The 14572-nt window shown below is 59.5% G+C and carries 15 protein-coding genes and 1 riboswitch; of the genes, 8 read left to right on the forward strand and 7 right to left on the reverse strand.

Going from position 1 to position 14572, the window contains the following annotated elements; translation table 11 throughout:
• Positions 1-11 precede the first annotated feature (11 nt).
• Complete coding sequence (locus AC5FXY_RS15450) at positions 12-1130, reverse strand: MBL fold metallo-hydrolase (RefSeq protein ID WP_493557600.1); 1119 nt, start codon at positions 1128-1130, stop codon at positions 12-14.
• A 34-nt stretch (positions 1131-1164) separates the two neighbouring features.
• Positions 1165-2775 carry an HTTM domain-containing protein gene (locus AC5FXY_RS15455; protein ID WP_493557601.1) on the reverse strand — a complete coding sequence of 537 codons (1611 nt, stop codon included), beginning with the start codon at positions 2773-2775 and terminating at the stop codon, positions 1165-1167.
• An 18-nt stretch (positions 2776-2793) separates the two neighbouring features.
• Here AC5FXY_RS15455 and AC5FXY_RS15460 point away from each other — a divergent pair, with 18 nt between their 5' ends.
• A complete protein-coding gene (locus AC5FXY_RS15460) occupies positions 2794-3303 on the forward strand; it encodes a hypothetical protein (RefSeq protein WP_493557602.1) in 510 nt (169 codons plus the stop codon).
• A gap of 407 nt (positions 3304-3710) precedes the next feature.
• Here the strand turns inward: AC5FXY_RS15460 and AC5FXY_RS15465 are convergent, their stop codons facing one another.
• Positions 3711-4163, reverse strand: a complete 453-nt coding sequence (locus AC5FXY_RS15465) for a hypothetical protein (protein ID WP_493557603.1) — start codon at positions 4161-4163, stop codon at positions 3711-3713.
• A gap of 229 nt (positions 4164-4392) precedes the next feature.
• On the opposite strand from AC5FXY_RS15465, the gene AC5FXY_RS15470 reads away from it, so the two are divergent.
• Complete coding sequence (locus AC5FXY_RS15470; RefSeq protein WP_493557604.1) at positions 4393-4797, forward strand: thiol-disulfide oxidoreductase DCC family protein; 405 nt, start codon at positions 4393-4395, stop codon at positions 4795-4797.
• 77 nt (positions 4798-4874) lie between these two features.
• Here the strand turns inward: AC5FXY_RS15470 and AC5FXY_RS15475 are convergent, their stop codons facing one another.
• Positions 4875-5348, reverse strand: a complete 474-nt coding sequence (locus tag AC5FXY_RS15475; RefSeq protein WP_493557605.1) for a MarR family winged helix-turn-helix transcriptional regulator — start codon at positions 5346-5348, stop codon at positions 4875-4877.
• Between the two features lie 143 nt (positions 5349-5491).
• On the opposite strand from AC5FXY_RS15475, the gene AC5FXY_RS15480 reads away from it, so the two are divergent.
• The 3 genes from AC5FXY_RS15480 (at position 5492) to AC5FXY_RS15490 (ending at position 7909) form a co-directional block, all read left to right on the forward strand.
• Complete coding sequence (locus AC5FXY_RS15480; protein ID WP_493557606.1) at positions 5492-6499, forward strand: zinc-binding dehydrogenase; 1008 nt, start codon at positions 5492-5494, stop codon at positions 6497-6499.
• Positions 6500-6608: 109 nt separating this feature from the next.
• On the forward strand, positions 6609-6866 hold the full coding sequence (locus tag AC5FXY_RS15485) for a hypothetical protein (protein WP_493557607.1): 258 nt from the start codon (positions 6609-6611) through the stop codon (positions 6864-6866).
• Between the two features lie 176 nt (positions 6867-7042).
• A complete protein-coding gene (locus AC5FXY_RS15490) occupies positions 7043-7909 on the forward strand; it encodes a metallophosphoesterase family protein (RefSeq protein WP_493557608.1) in 867 nt (288 codons plus the stop codon).
• Positions 7910-7975: 66 nt separating this feature from the next.
• Here the strand turns inward: AC5FXY_RS15490 and AC5FXY_RS15495 are convergent, their stop codons facing one another.
• The 3 genes from AC5FXY_RS15495 to AC5FXY_RS15505 all read right to left on the reverse strand — a co-directional run bounded on the left by AC5FXY_RS15495 (position 7976) and on the right by AC5FXY_RS15505 (position 11221).
• Complete coding sequence (locus AC5FXY_RS15495; protein WP_493557609.1) at positions 7976-9409, reverse strand: FAD/NAD(P)-binding protein; 1434 nt, start codon at positions 9407-9409, stop codon at positions 7976-7978.
• A gap of 107 nt (positions 9410-9516) precedes the next feature.
• The gene (rfaD, locus tag AC5FXY_RS15500) at positions 9517-10482 is read right to left on the reverse strand and encodes an ADP-glyceromanno-heptose 6-epimerase (RefSeq protein ID WP_493557610.1); all 966 of its coding nucleotides are present in this window, start codon (positions 10480-10482) and stop codon (positions 9517-9519) included.
• A 271-nt stretch (positions 10483-10753) separates the two neighbouring features.
• Positions 10754-11221 carry a Dps family protein gene (locus AC5FXY_RS15505; protein ID WP_493557611.1) on the reverse strand — a complete coding sequence of 156 codons (468 nt, stop codon included), beginning with the start codon at positions 11219-11221 and terminating at the stop codon, positions 10754-10756.
• A gap of 335 nt (positions 11222-11556) precedes the next feature.
• Positions 11557-11752, forward strand: a riboswitch (cobalamin riboswitch).
• A 182-nt stretch (positions 11753-11934) separates the two neighbouring features.
• Here AC5FXY_RS15505 and cobT point away from each other — a divergent pair.
• Genes cobT through cobC form a run of 3 tightly spaced genes read left to right on the forward strand, consistent with a single transcriptional unit; the run spans position 11935 to position 14419 of the window.
• Positions 11935-13038 (forward strand): nicotinate-nucleotide--dimethylbenzimidazole phosphoribosyltransferase, encoded by a 1104-nt coding sequence (gene cobT / locus AC5FXY_RS15510; RefSeq protein WP_493557612.1) that lies wholly within the window; start codon positions 11935-11937, stop codon positions 13036-13038.
• On the forward strand, positions 13035-13835 hold the full coding sequence (locus tag AC5FXY_RS15515) for an adenosylcobinamide-GDP ribazoletransferase (RefSeq protein ID WP_493557613.1): 801 nt from the start codon (positions 13035-13037) through the stop codon (positions 13833-13835). The genes cobT and AC5FXY_RS15515 overlap by 4 nt, the downstream gene beginning before the upstream one ends.
• Positions 13835-14419 (forward strand): alpha-ribazole phosphatase family protein, encoded by a 585-nt coding sequence (gene cobC / locus AC5FXY_RS15520; protein ID WP_493557614.1) that lies wholly within the window; start codon positions 13835-13837, stop codon positions 14417-14419. The genes AC5FXY_RS15515 and cobC overlap by 1 nt, the downstream gene beginning before the upstream one ends.
• Positions 14420-14572 lie beyond the last annotated feature (153 nt).

The following is a 14572-nucleotide window of genomic DNA, read 5'->3' on the forward strand; positions in this document are numbered from 1 at the left end:
ATAGACAAGAGTTATAGCCGTGGCTCAGGGCTAAAATATGTATCACTGATACCATCGGTGGGGGCAAATGGGTCCACCACCTGTTCGTCGTGGCCAATGATGGTGCGGTACTCTTGTGAGCTGTTTTTGTACCGGCGCTTCTTGTAGCGGCCCCCGCTGATTCGGTCGCGGTTCATAATTACGGCGGCAGCTAGGCCTACCGCTACGGCTGTAGCTCCTACAAGCCAGGGAGTGCGTGGGCTGATAACGGGCGGTGGCACCGATAGTACTCCTGTTTCGTCGGCTTGCGCCGGTTGCGGCACATAACGGCCATGGGCTGGCACCGCCAATTCGTCAAACTGCTGAGCCAGCTGATCAAGCTCCCGCTGCAGGGCCTCGCCCCGCATCGGAATACCGTGGCCGGTAGCGGCAATAGCCGGCTTCAGGCTAGCCAGCAATTGTACTGAAGAGCGGGCAGCATGCCAGTCGCAGGTGAAGTACATAGGCGGGCCGTGCACTTCCTGCCGCTGCTCCCACACTGCCAGGGCCGATTCCTGCTTGGTGGTAACGAACGCGTCGCCCACGATCAGTACGCGGTCCGACTCGCGGAAAAACGATACGTGTCCCGGCGTGTGGCCCGGCGTGTGCAGCCAGCGCCACCCGGGTAGGTAAGGCACCGAGCCATCGGCGGGCAGCTCTTGGGCGCGGTTCTGGAGGTGGTAAGGCGTTTTGGGGTACAGCACCGACATCAGAGCCATGGCACCGCCGCCCACGGTGGGGTCGGGTGGGGGGTAAGAAGAGCGGCCGGTGAGGTAAGGGAGTTCCAGCCGGTGCGCGTAAACGGGCACATCCCAGTGCTCGGCGAGGGTTTTGAGTGCGCCGGCGTGGTCGAAGTGGCCGTGCGTCATGATGATGGCTTCGGGCCGCGAATCAGTGCCAAATAGCGTTTCGGCCGTGTGGCGGATCTTGCCTGCCGCCCCGGGCAAGCCTGCGTCTACCAGCACCCAGGGGCCGTGGTTGGGCTCCTGGCGCACGAAGAACAGGTTGACGAATACGTTGCGCAGTGCCCATACCCCTGGCGCTACGTATTGCAGCTCGGGCGTGGTGGCGCGGTTGGGCCGCGACTTGAGTGCTTCCAGATGCTTGGTCATGAGGTAGGGGGTTGGGAGTAGAAATAACAGTCGGTTACGGTTCGCAGCTGCACAGGACTTCACGCTTGGGCCCATCTACTTGGTAGTTTGGCAGCGATACTTCCTTCATATACACCACATCGAGCCGTTTCAGGTCGGGACGGTTCGGGTTTTGGTGCCAGATGCGCAGTTGGTAATTGCAGTAATACGCCCGCATCCATTCATTGTTAACGAAGAGGTAGTTCTCCGAATACTTGCGCCACCGGTCGTTTTTGTGCAGCGCCATTACGGAGTACGGCTTATCGTACGTTACCGGACGCCCGCTGCGGTAGAGGTCGTATACTTTGCCGTCTTCGGCGTGGCCCTCCAGGATAAACCAACCGTCATCTTTGAACACCGAGGGCGCAAACATGCCCCAGTGCTGATCGGTGCGGAATAGATAGCCGAACCAACGCAGCGGCTCGCTCATGGCGTAGCGCGGCGCCACAATGCCATCAAGATTCCACCAGATGGTGTAGCCGATCAGCACGTACAGCACCGTTTCGCGCAAGGCGGGCCGCAGACGGAATTTGCGCGGCTTGGTTGGAGTGCGCCACGTAGCTTGCAGTTGTAACTGCAGGGGCGGCGTCCAGGCTGGTAGGCGTTGGCGCCAGCCAGCGAGGTAGCTCGAATACCGCTGTGTAGAGGGGCCCAGCTTACACACCAGCCAGTTCATAGCCGGGGTAGGTATCAGCCCGAGCAGGGCCGCAAAGCTGATCAGGAAGAAAAGGCCGACAAACAGCGTAAGACTGATGCCCAAGTGGAAGCCGAATAGCACGACCACGAATATCACGCGAAACAGCGGCGTAGCTACCGGGATGAACAGCAGAATGGGCAGCAGCAGCTCAGTATAATACGTGAAGAACGTGAGCCAGCGCATCAGCTCGTAATGCGGATAGAGCAGTCGCCCACCCGGCATCAGTACCTGATCCAAGCTGAGCGCGTAATAGATTGCCGTGCCTTCGGTGCGCCATTCCGGGGCATTTTTCAGGAATGCCGTGCAGATGTACACAAGCGCAATCTGGACTACAAAGGCCATTGTGGCCGCCGAGAAATGGGAGTAATTCTCCGGCTCAGGCTGGCCCTCAGCATCCTTGGACCACACGCGGCCCCAAGGCAGGAAAATACCCCAGAACAGCAGCATGCGCAGCAAATCGTCGCCGCCCTGCGCTATCATGGGGTTGCGGTTTTGGAGCGACACCAGCATCACCCACGAAAGCACCGTCATCAGGCGGGTGCGCCAGCCCAGCAGCAGGCCCGCCGCGAAGGCGGCGGCCGTCAAGAACAGCAAGGCCTGCATATGCCACAGGCCGCTCATAGTATGAATGGAAAACTCGTACGGGTTCCAGGCTCGCTGAAACAACACATACAGCGGCAGCACTCCCAGATTGGTATAGTGCGCCTCAAGGTCGGTGGCCCTGATACCCAGATCGAGTAGCAGGACGGCCCCCACAGCCATGCGCATCAGCGCGAGGGCCCGAATATCGACTTCGAAAGGTCGGCGGAGCACGGCCAACAGCCGCTGGCCGCGCCCTTGGGGCGTGGGGGGCGGAGGCGCAGAAAGGGCAACCTCCTGGTCGGGAAGTTGCCCTGGCGCCCGGTCAAGCAGTTGGACCGAGGATTGCAAAGCAGTGGCCGTTAGCGTGTGGTTGTTCCGCTAGTGGTGCCGCTGGTCGTTGAGCCAGAGGTGGTACCCGACGTAGTGCCGCGGGTAGTAGAGCCCGACGTAGTGCCGCTGGTAGTGCCACGAGTAGTAGCGCCTGCCGTAGTGCCGGAGGTGCTACGAGTAGTTGAGCCCGACGTAGTGCCGCTAGTGGTGCCCGACGTGGTGCCGCTAGTGGTTCCCATAGTACCGGACGTAGTGCCGCTGGTAGTACCCATGGTAGTGCCAGAAGTCGTACCGCTAGTAGTACCCATGGTGCCGGAAGTGGTGCCGCTGGTGCTCATGGTAGTGGAGCCCGAGGTGGTGCCGCTGGTAGTACCCATGGTGGTAGTCCCCGACGTGGTGCCGCTGGTCATCGTGCCGCTCGTAGTACCAGATGTCATCGAGCCGCTAGTGGAGCCCGAGGTAGTACCCGTGGTAGTAGTGCCCGAGGTGGTGCCGCTGGTAGTAGACGAGCCTGAAGTCGTCGTGGCGGGTGTGGTCGAGTCGTAGGTGCCCGATGTAGTGGCCGAGCCCGACGTAGTGCCGGATGTGGTGGCGCCGGAGGTAGTTTCGCGGTTGCAGCCGGTCAGGGCCATTGCGGCGCTGAACAGAATGGCTGAGCACATGGCTAGCGGGGAAAGGAAGGACTTTTTCATAGCTGGGGTGAATGGGTTGTGTGGTGAAAGAAGGACCAATTAGAAGCACAGCTCACGGCACGAGCTACGACCGCCTCATCAATGTGGTTGATGAATCCGGCTTACCCTTTACGTAGAGTTTGTATTTAAGGTCGAGTATTGCTTGTATTTTTTCAGGAGCCAACTGTGCTAAAGGAAAAAAAGGACAGCCACAAAGGTGACGTCCTTTTTCTCCCTCCTCTTTCCAAAAGTTGTGCGGTTGAGCAAGTATGTGCCTAATTGCTAACGGGTAGTACTGCCGCTGGTAGTTGACCCCCCTGCACCCGAACCGCCCGTGGCGGCTCCGGTAGTGGCTTCGTTGGTGGTAGCGCCACCACCGGTAGCGCCGCCAGTGGTGCTCATGCCAGAAGTAGTGGCTTGCATGCTGCTGCCGCTGCCACCACCAGTGGTTCCGCCGGTAGTGGAGCTTGCGCCAGCCGTGGTGCCACCTGCTGTGGTACCGGAGCCCGCCGTCGTTCCGCCTGCGGTGGTACCCATGCCGCCAGATTGGTCCGTACCAGTCGACATGGAATCGTTAGTGCCCATGTCAGTACTACTCATATCAGAGCCGGGACCAGTGCCGTCGGCGCCCATGCCCGAGCCGGCGTTGGAGTTACCGTCGTTGCCGCCGCAAGACCCTAAAGCAAGCAGCGCACAGAGAGCCCCCGACATGCATATCATGCGTGTTCGGTTCATAAAAAGGTGATTTTGGTTGGGTAGTAAAAAGACAAGTAATGCGGCGAATACAGAAAGCTTATACGCTGTAAATGAGAGGGTAGACGAATATTTCGAATAATTTTTTGTGCATGTTTTTTGCAATAGTACAATGGTGTTTACCGCTGGCAACTAGCCTGCTGAAAAGGCAGAAACCTAACCGCAGTGCGGCGGTTTCGTACTGGCACAGGCAGCCAACCTTAATCTTCGCATGACCTCCGGCTCTTCCATTATCCTTTTCGACGGCGTGTGCAACCTATGCCACGGGCTGGTGCAGTTCATCATCGAACGCGACCCACAGGCGCGGTTCCGCTTTGCCTCGCTACAATCCGAGGCAGGGCAGCGGCTTATGCCCGCCGGCGTCAACCCTGACCCTGAAAACCCCGATTCAGTGGTGCTCATCGAAGATGGCCAGGCATACACCCATTCCACTGCCATCCTGCGCATTTTGCGGCAGCTGGGCGGCGGCTGGCGGCTGCTGTCGGCTGGCATGATTTTGCCCCGCTTCCTGCGCGATGCTGCTTACCGCTTCGTAGCCCGCAACCGCTACCGGTGGTTTGGCAAGCAAAACGAATGCTGGCTGCCCACCCCCGATCTGAAAGCCCGCTTTCTGTAGCAAGTGGCGCCTGCGCGCATCCAATAAGTAAAACGTTGGCAGGCGCAGCCCCACGTGTAAGGCTGGACCTTGCATTCCTATTGCTTGCCTTCTTGTTCCGCTCCGAACTGCGGCAGCAGCGACTTGAGCATGGCAATCAAAGGCGCCGCCTTCTCCCCAAAAAACTGCTGATCAAACTCCTCCAAGGCCCAGGCTGCACGCACCACGGCTTTCAGGCCCGCGGGTGTTAGAATCAGGCTGCGGGCCCGCGCGTCCTGCTCATTGGCGGGGCGCTGCAGCAAGCCTTTGTCTTCCAGCGCCCGCACGATCTTGCTGGTCGTCATCTTGTCGGTGCGGGTGTGCTGGGCTACTGAGGCTTGCGTTACGAGTTCTGAGCCCTGACCTAAGCGCTGCACGGCTGCCAGCAGCAGAAACTGCGACGGCGACAAGTTCATGGGTTGTAATACTTGGCCTAAGCTGCGCTGCCAGTGCGCAGTGGCCTGCACCAGCAGGAAGCCGGGGTTGTCGTCGGTACCTTCGAAAGAGAACAGTTGATCGGCTGGTTGTGGCATCGGAATTTTAGTAGGTTGCAGCGCCGAACCACTGGATGGTTGAGCCGAACTCCTAAACGCATATTCTGTAACGGAGTTTACTGTAAGTCTGTTTACCACTTGTTTTCCCCTCTGAAGCCGCGTTTAGCGGCTTTTGTCATCTTATGAAAGCTCTCGTTCTCGATGGTATTGGGCAGCCGCTGCAGTTGCGCGAAGTACCCACGCCCCAGCCGCAGGCCGGGGAAGTATTGATCCGGCTCGAAGCCGCTGCCCTCAATCACCGCGACGTTTGGATTCAGAAAGGGCAGTACGCCGGTCTGCGCTTCCCCATCATTCTCGGCTCAGATGGGGCTGGCACGGTGGCCCAATTGGGTGAAAACATGGATGCCAAGTTGCTTGGGCAGTCAGTCGTCATTAATCCTGGCCACAACTGGGGGCCCAACCCCAAAGCACAGGACCGCAGCTTTTCCATTCTCGGCTTGCCCCAAGACGGCACCTTCGCCGAGTACGTGTGCGTGCCGGCCCGCTATGTGCATTCGCGCCCGGCGCATCTTACGGCCGAGCAAGCGGCCGTGCTGCCTTTGGGCGGCGTTACGGCGTACCGGGCCATGTTTACCCGCGGGCGTTTGCAAGCCGGCGAGCGGGTGCTGATTACTGGCATCGGCGGTGGCGTCGCGCTGCTGGCTCTGCAGCTGGCCGTAGCCAGTGGGGCTGAAGTGTGGGTGACTTCAAGCTCCGATGACAAGATTGCCCGCGCCCAAGCGCTAGGTGCTCGTGGAGGTATTAGCTACCGACAAGAAAACTGGGGTCCCGCGCTAGTAAAGCAAGCCGGAGGCGCTTTTGATTTAATTATTGACAGCGCGGCCGGCCCCGGGGTACTGCAGTTGCTCGAAGCTGCGGCGCCTGGTGGGCGCATCGTATTCTACGGCGGCACTACCGGAGCGGTGCCCAACCTGCCGCCGGCCCGCATCTTCTGGAAACAGCTGGATCTGATGGGTTCCACCATGGGAACTGAGGATGATTTTGCGGGGCTGATGCGCTTGGTAGAAAACGCCAAAGTAGTGCCTATGATGGACGAGGTTTTCCCGCTGGCCAATGGCGAACAGGCTATGCGGCGCATGGACGACGGGCAACAATTTGGCAAACTGGTATTGCGTATAAATGAGTTGTAATTGCTTGATTTTCAGGCTAAAAATTTTAGTTTCAGAACTGCTTTTGGGGAATGTACTGGGTGCTTGTGCTGTTGTATTATCGACACTGAAAAGCAAGGAATAACCCACCATGAAGACACCCGCTGATTACCTCGATGTGCCGGTTTTTCACCTGACGTATCCGACCGGTGAGGACTCCGAAATGGTACCCGTAGTCACTTTCGACGACGCCCTGCGCGCCGTGGAAACTGCCTTGGCTGATGCCGAAAAATATCGTTACCTACTGATGCGCGCCCTGCGTCGCTCCCAGGAAGGCGAGGAGGCCGCATCTTTCGCTCCGGTCAGCATCGCCGATGTTCGGCCCATGTATCCAGATCTGGCAGCCTAAGCGAGATTTACTCCATTTGAATACCGAATAACAAGCGGCCCCTCACGGGCCGCTTTTTTTGTGCGGCTACCTAAGCATGAACCTGTTTGGCCGGAAGTGCGTCTACCTTAGTTAAACAGGATTTATTTCACATGATTGCCAGTTTCCTATATAGAGTTGGTCTAGTGGCCGTTGCCATGTACGCTGGAGCCGTGTCGTCCTCGGCTCAACGCTTCGCCGTTATCGGCGATTATGGCTTTGCCGGCGACCCTGAACGTGACGTGGCTAAATTGGTACACAGCTGGAAACCAGCATTCATCCTGACACTGGGCGACAACAACTACGACCGCGGCGACGCTACTACCATCGACCAGAATATCGGCCAGTACTATCAGGCTTATATTTATCCTTATAAGGGTCGTTACGGCGCGGGCGCCACTGAAAACCGCTTTTTTCCGACACTCGGCAACCACGATCTGTACACTACTAATGGCCTGGCTTATCAGCAGTACTTCACGCTGCCCGGTAACGGCCGCTATTACGACTTTGTGCGCGGCGATGTGCACTTCTTCGCCTTGAATAGCTCTTCGCACGAGCCCGATGGCAATACCCTCGTTTCCAAACAGGCCCGCTGGCTGAAGAAGCGCCTAAAGGAATCAAAAGTCACTTGGAAAGTGGTGTACTTTCACCACGCGCCGTATTCATCCGGCAACCACGGCAATACGCTGGCTATGCGCTGGCCCTTCAAGGCTTGGGGTGCTTCCGTGGTCATGGCCGGCCACGACCACCACTACGAACGGCTGGATGTAGGCGGCTTGCCTTACTTCGTGAATGGCCTCGGCGGACGAAGCCTGTATGATATGCGCACGCGCATCGTAAAGCCTAGCCGTAAGCACTTCAACGCCGATTATGGCGCCATGCTGGTAGATGCCACGGCTGAGAGCTTTAAGCTGCAGTTCGTCACTCGCACCGGTGAGGTTATCGATACTTATGAACTAGGCAAGAAAACCTCGAAGCCAGCCGCATCGAATGCCCCAGCATCGGCTACTTCATCGGGTAACTGACCCTAGTTGCAAAACGCGGCTAGCGACTAGTTCCCCTCCTCATCGAGGAGGAGTAGTATGTGCGCTTTAGTGTACGCGCCGTAGGGGCGAGGCTTGCGGTGCCTGATAGCCGGTTGAGCGCTGTGCCAGTACCTTGGCCAGGTCGGCTGCCTGCTGCCGCAGCTCTGGCACCGCCGTCGATTCAAACCACAACGGACGCAAACTGGGCCCTAAGGTGAAAAGCGCAGGCGAAGCTTCACCGTTGGCTGATAGGAGGGCGCCGGTAGCATCCGTGCGAATGCCCAGGCGCATGGCATCCGGTACGAGCAGGCCGGCGTTGCGCAAGCTAGCTACGAGCGGATCGGCCAGCCGCTGGTAATCCATCAGCGGACCGGTGCAAAGAACTACGTGGTCGGCAAGGAGCATGCGGTGCGCGTGGTCGTGGCGCAACTGCACGGCCAGCTGTCCATCGGCTTGCGGCTCGATGTGCTGCACGCGGCCTTTGTGCACCTGCAGGCGCCCCTGGTTCAGGAGCTGCTCCAGCACAGCGGCGTTCTGCGGCGGATTGCGGTGCCGCAGCGTCGACCAAAGCGTAGCCAAGTGGCGCATAAAGCGTTGCTGCTCTACCAGCGGCCAAGCCGCCCAAATGTGGCCTAGGTTCGGACGTAGGGCGTCAAGTACTGCCCGCCAGTCGTAGCCTTCGGCCGCCGCGGTCTGCACGTGGCGACGCACCACGCGCAACACCTCTGTTACGGTGCGCAGGCCAGCCACATCCGCCGCGTAGTAGTTGGGGTAGGGCTTGACGGCCGTGAGCGTGTGAGCCACCGGCCAGCGTCCATGGCGCGATACGGCCAGCAGCGGCCCGCGGTGCCCATCGGCTTGCAGGGCCATCAGTACATCGAGCGAGGTGAGGCCGGTACCCACCAGCAGCACCGATTCATTGAGTCCAATGTTGCGCAGAGCTCCGGGTGCCCACGGGTTGGCGTGGAAATTCGGATGGTGCCGATACACGGTATCGGGCTGCACGGGCATGGAAGGAGCGAAATTGCCCAAAGCCAGCACTACATTATTGGCCTCTAGTTGTTGCCCATTGTCGAGCGTCAGGCGCATGCGGCAGTCATCGGCCATAGGCTGAGCGTCTACGGCGCGGGCGTTCAGCCATTGCAGGCGCACGCCGTTAATAGCGGTGTTGTCCAGCGCAACCTGCACCAGGCTTTCGATGTAGCGGCCATACACCTGTCGCGGGCAAAAGCCGTGGAGGCACTCAGCAATGCCGTGCTTCTGCAGCCACTCCACGAAGTGATTGGGCTCGTCGGGAAAGGCACTTAGCCCGCCGCTGCGCACGTTCAGCAGCCATTCAGGGCGGTCGTTGGTGTAAGCCGTGCCCGGCCCAAGCCGCTCGCGCGGCTCCACCACCACCACATCCAATGGATGGGGGCCACCCGGTAGGCGCGTGAGCTGAACGGCCAGTAAACTGCCCGCTACTCCGCCTCCGATGATGACAATGGTGTGCCGCGTCATAGTGTGCCCCTAAGCCCAAGATCCTCTTGAGCATTGCTTCCGAAAAAAGGAAAAATTTCGGACAATGCCCACCTCAGGCTAGATAGCAAGGGGCACGGCGGTCCGGGCTACAGATACGCGCCCGGCACCAAAAAGTCACGTACGTACTCAGAAATTCCGTCCTCCAGGCGCGTAAACGGCCGCTGATAGCCAATGCTGCGCAGCTTGCTCATATCGGCTTGGGTGAAGTACTGGTAAGTGTCGCGGATGTCTTCGGGCGTGTCCTTGAACTTGATGTCCGCCGTCTTGTCGAGTGCGGCAAAAGTATTCAGGGCCAGATCCAGGAAGGTGCGGGCCTCGCCGGTGCCCAGGTTGTAGATGCCGGAGTTGCGGCGGTGGTGCATCAGGAAGGTGCACACGTCGGTGAGGTCACGCACGTAGATAAAGTCGCGCATTTGCTCGCCGTCGGCAAACTTGGGGTTGTGCGAGCGAAACAGTTCCATGGACCCCGTGCGCTGCACCTGCTGGAAGGTGTGGAATATCACCGAAGCCATGCGGCCTTTGTGGTACTCGTTGGGGCCGTACACGTTGAAAAACTTCAGTCCTGCCCAGAAAAACGGTTTTTCTTCCTGCTGAATGGCCCAGTTATCGAAGTCGTTCTTGGAGTCGCCGTAGGGATTCAGCGGGCGCAGCAGCGGCAGTAAGGCTTCGTCGTCGGAGTAGCCGAGCGCGCCCGAGCCGTAGGTGGCAGCCGAGGAAGCGTACACCAGCGGCAAGTTGTAGCGCACACAAGCCTGCCACATCTGCTTGGAGTAATTCAAATTCAGCAGATCGAAGATGGCCACGTCTTGCTCCGCCGTATCGGTGCGGGCGCCGAGGTGGAAGATGAACTCCACCTGCTCGTGATTCTTGTCGAGCCAGTCAAAAAACTCGTTGCGGTCGACAAACTCGCGCAGGTGCTTGCCCTTCAGGTTGGCCATTTTCTTCTCCACTGAGAAGTTGTCCACGGCCACTACGTCGTTGAAGCCATCGGCATTGAGCCGGCTGATCATGCAGCTGCCGATGAAGCCCGCTGCGCCCGTCACGATAATCATAAGCAGGAGTTGTGTTCTGAGCTGCGAAGTACGGAGTTTCTCGGCGCATGGCGTACTCGGGGCCTCGGGCCGGGGGATGGAAAGGAGCGAGATAGGGACGAGGCTGGGTCAGTACCACTAGTGGCGCTTCTGTAGCGTTGTTGGCTGGCTATAGCAGACGCCGGCCCAGAGCGAGAAGAATTATGCTTCATGGATCAAGTACCGTCCACGAAAAAGCCCGCCACCGGGAAGGCAGCGGGCTATTGTGGCGTTTGTTTGGCTACGTAGTGGGTTAGCCCAGCGAGGCGCTGTACATCCACACGGTTTTCTCCTGCTCGCGGATGTAGTCACTCATCAGGGCGCCAGTGCCTTCATCGTTGGCCTCGCCGGCCAGTTCCAGCAGCTCACGCTCCAGTAGCAACAAGGCCTGAAAGTTTTCCACCACCGTGCGCACCGCCGCTGAGCCTTCCGAAACATTGGTAGCTTCCTTGATGGTGGCCGTTTGTACGTAGTCGGTGAACGAGTGCAGCGGGCGGTGGCCCAGCGTCAGAATACGTTCCGCTATTTCATCGATTTTGACCAGCGCATCGGTGTAAAGCTCCTCAAACTTGGCGTGCAATTCGAAGAACTTCTCGCCCTTGATATTCCAGTGAAAGCCACGGGTGTTGATGTAGAAGATCTGGTAGTTGGCCAGCAGTTTGTTCAGCCCTGTTGCAAGTTCCTGGGACTGCGCGGAGTCTAGCCCGATTTGGTTTTTCATAGTCGATGGTTGGAATGAGTGATGTAGCGCTTACGCAACGGCTGCCGCCGCAGATTCGACCGGCATACGGACCGTGTCCGAGATAAAAGCTAGAAATGAAGGCTTCGGTTATGAACGGATGAAAGCAGCCTCCGTTACTGTCGGCCCGATTACCCTTGACAGAAGGCTTTTGCATTGAGCCGCCAGGTGTCTACCAGCAAAAGGAACCAATCAAAAGTTGAACCTCCACCTCCAGGAGCACCTAACGAGTCGCTGGAAAAATTGCTCGCCCAGCTTGCTCACACCCGTTTCAAGTAAGTTCTCCTACCTTTGACCCACTGTTTCCGGGCTAACTTCTCAGCCCGACTGCGGCAGGTGCTTAGCTTTCGGGCTGGGCTTAAAAAGGGAATCGGGTGCAAGTCCCGAACAGACGCGCTACTGTAAGTACCCATTAGCCAAGTCTTTTCACGCAAGCCATTGCTTCGATTACTGAAGCGAGAAGGCCGAAAAGACGGTACAAGTCAGGAGACCTGCCCGCCGCTGTACGGTGACGCCTTCGCGCCTAAGGCCGTCATCAGGTAAGAACCGCCGCGGCCGGGCCGCTGGTGCTGGCCCTTGCGGGCCGGGTTGGGCAGAGCCCCGCGTTTAGCCTGTGGCGGGTAGGAGAGGAGGGCGTCGCGAAGTGCCGGAGCAGCGACGTACACCGCAGGCCTTGCCTGCTTTTGCTCTCCTCAATGACCACCAACCTTGCCCAAGGTTTTACTTTTCGGCCCATACCGCCGCTTGTAGCGCCCGGCAGCGCCCTGCCCGCGGCCGTGCAGCACCGCATCGACACCAAAACCAAACCGGTGGGCGCCTTAGGTCAGCTCGAAGATCTGGCCCGCCAAATCTGCCTCGTGCAGCAAACTCTTGCGCCGGAGCTGCGCCAGCCGCACCTATTAGTATTTGCCGCCGACCACGGCATCAGCGCCGAGGGCGTCAGTCCTTACCCAGCCGAGGTAACCGGCCAGATGGTGCGCAACTTTGCTGCCGGGGGCGCGGCCATCAATGTGTTCTGCCGCCAGCACGAGTTGGCGCTGCGCGTCATCAATGCCGGCGTGGCCACAGACCTCTCCGACGTGCCCGGCCTCACCGATGCCCGCGTAGCCGCCGGCACGCGCAGCTTCCTGCACGAGCCGGCCATGACGCCCGCGCAGTGCCAACAAGCCCTGCAGCACGGCGCCGCCATCATTGATGAGCTGCACGCCAAGGGCTGCAACGTCGTCGGTTTCGGCGAAATGGGCATCGGTAATACGTCCTCGGCTGCGGTACTTCTGCGCTTGCTCACCGGCCTGCCGCTGGCCCAGTGCGTCGGCCGCGGCACCGGCCTCGACGATGCGGGCCTACAACGCAAACTTGCTATCCTGACCGAGGCCGTGGCCGCTCACCTGCAGGTGTCAGCCGCCGATCCACTGCAGGTACTGGCAACCTTCGGCGGCTTCGAAATCGCCCAGATCTGTGGGGCTATGCTGCGCGCGGCGTCCCATCGGATGCTGGTACTGGTGGATGGCTTTATCGTGAGTGCCGCCCTGCTTGTCGCGGCCCGGTTGGCGCCAGCCATACTGGAGTACTGTGTATTCTGCACCGAATCGGCCGAAGCCGGCCACCAGAACCTGCTGGCCGAGTTGAAGGCCCGGCCACTACTGCGTTTGGGCCTGCGCCTGGGCGAAGGCACGGGCTGCGCTCTGGCCTACCCGCTGCTGCAGTCGGCTGTGCGCTTCCTCCATGAAATGGCTTCCTTCGAAAGCGCCGGCGTGAGCACCGCTACTGCCGAAACCGAAGCATCCACCCTCCGATGAAAAAGTGGCTACGCACGCAGCTGGAGTTGTACCTGACGGCCCAGATGTTTTACACGCGGTTGCCCTGCCCGTCTTGGATTGGCCATGCGGAGGACATGCTCAACCGCGCCACCATCTATTTTCCGCTGATTGGCTGGCTGGTCGGTGGTGTATCGGCCCTTGTGTACTGGGGCGCGGCTTACCTCTGGGGGCCAGCTATTGGTCTGCTGCTGAGTATGGTGGCTTCGGTACTGATTACCGGCGCGTTTCACGAGGATGGCTTTGCCGACGTGTGCGACGGTTTTGGGGGTGGCTGGACCTCCGGCCGCATCCTCGAAATCATGAAGGATAGCCGCGTGGGCACTTACGGCGTGGTTGGGCTGGGCCTGCTGCTGGCTGCAAAGTTCGGTGCCCTGTACCGCGCCGATGGCCTTGTTTCTGCCATTCAGGCCTCGGTACCGGTATTGCTACTGGTCGCACACCCGCTTAGCCGCCTCACGGCTTTGAGCTTCGTATTCACGCACCAGTACGCCCGCGAAAACGACGACGCCAAAGCCAAGCCCGTCGCCAAAGCTCTCGACCGGGGCCGCTTGTTCACGGCGGCGGCTTGGGGCCTGTTGCCGCTGCTGGCCTGGGCGGCGTACGCTCAAAACCCCGGCATGCTGCTCGTGCTCCTGCCGCTGGCCATTCTGCAAATTGTGCTCGGGCGATGGTTTCAGCGCTGGATCGGAGGCTACACCGGCGACTGCCTCGGCGCCACCCAGCAATTGGCCGAAGTCGTGATTTACCTGTTTTTCACCGCCCGCATCTGGTTCTGATGGCCGCTACACTTCTCGACGTATACCTCATCCGCCACACTCAGGTAGCCACGCCCGGCCTCTGCTATGGCCACCACGACGTAGGTCTGGCCGATTCCTTCGAAGAAGAAGTGGCTGCGCTTCAAGCCAAGTTGCCGGCACCGCCTGCCGCCGGTTTCCGCGCTTTCACCAGCCCCTCCTCGCGCTGCACGCGCCTGGCCGCCGCCGTGGCTCCTTCCGCTACTCCCGATGAGCGCCTGCGCGAAATGCACTTCGGCACTTGGGAAGGCCGTCTGTGGAACGAGCTGCCCGAAGCCGAACTGACGCCTTGGATGGCTGATTACGTCACTTATGCTCCGCCCCAAGGCGAAACGTTCCAACAGCTGCAAGACCGCGCCGTGGCTTTTCTCGACGAGCTGCCTTCACTGGGTGCTACCGACCGCCCATTGCTGATTTTCTCCCACGGCGGCGTCATCCGCGCTTTGCTGGCACACTGCCTGGGTTACCCGCTGCGCAATGCTTTTCAGGTGACCATCGATTTTGCGTCCGTCACGCAGCTCACTCACCAGCATGGTCGTTGGCAGGTGCGCGGAGTGAACCGGTAACCAGTATCCTTCTACACGTTTGCTGAGCTGAGACGAATAAAAAGAACAGTCATGTCGAGCTTGTCGAGACATCTCGCGTGCTAATGGCTGAGAGTAATCTACTGGTTGAGGTTACTACCTGGCATCAACACGCGAGATGTCTCGACAAGCTCG

This window comes from Hymenobacter sp. FMD4 (genome assembly GCF_058932745.1).

Excerpts from the sequence above, each read along its gene's own strand:
- AC5FXY_RS15450 (WP_493557600.1), bottom strand. The coding sequence starts at position 1,130 with ATGACCAAGCATCTGGAAGCACTCAAGTCGCGGCCCAACCGCGCCACC.
- AC5FXY_RS15465 (WP_493557603.1), bottom strand. The coding sequence starts at position 4,163 with ATGAACCGAACACGCATGATATGCATGTCGGGGGCTCTCTGTGCGCTG.
- AC5FXY_RS15470 (WP_493557604.1), top strand. The coding sequence starts at position 4,393 with ATGACCTCCGGCTCTTCCATTATCCTTTTCGACGGCGTGTGCAACCTA.
- AC5FXY_RS15475 (WP_493557605.1), bottom strand. The coding sequence starts at position 5,348 with ATGCCACAACCAGCCGATCAACTGTTCTCTTTCGAAGGTACCGACGAC.
- AC5FXY_RS15480 (WP_493557606.1), top strand. The coding sequence starts at position 5,492 with ATGAAAGCTCTCGTTCTCGATGGTATTGGGCAGCCGCTGCAGTTGCGC.
- AC5FXY_RS15485 (WP_493557607.1), top strand. The coding sequence starts at position 6,609 with ATGAAGACACCCGCTGATTACCTCGATGTGCCGGTTTTTCACCTGACG.
- AC5FXY_RS15490 (WP_493557608.1), top strand. The coding sequence starts at position 7,043 with ATGTACGCTGGAGCCGTGTCGTCCTCGGCTCAACGCTTCGCCGTTATC.
- AC5FXY_RS15495 (WP_493557609.1), bottom strand. The coding sequence starts at position 9,409 with ATGACGCGGCACACCATTGTCATCATCGGAGGCGGAGTAGCGGGCAGT.
- rfaD (WP_493557610.1), bottom strand. The coding sequence starts at position 10,482 with ATGATTATCGTGACGGGCGCAGCGGGCTTCATCGGCAGCTGCATGATC.
- AC5FXY_RS15505 (WP_493557611.1), bottom strand. The coding sequence starts at position 11,221 with ATGAAAAACCAAATCGGGCTAGACTCCGCGCAGTCCCAGGAACTTGCA.
- cobT (WP_493557612.1), top strand. The coding sequence starts at position 11,935 with ATGACCACCAACCTTGCCCAAGGTTTTACTTTTCGGCCCATACCGCCG.
- AC5FXY_RS15515 (WP_493557613.1), top strand. The coding sequence starts at position 13,035 with ATGAAAAAGTGGCTACGCACGCAGCTGGAGTTGTACCTGACGGCCCAG.
- cobC (WP_493557614.1), top strand. The coding sequence starts at position 13,835 with ATGGCCGCTACACTTCTCGACGTATACCTCATCCGCCACACTCAGGTA.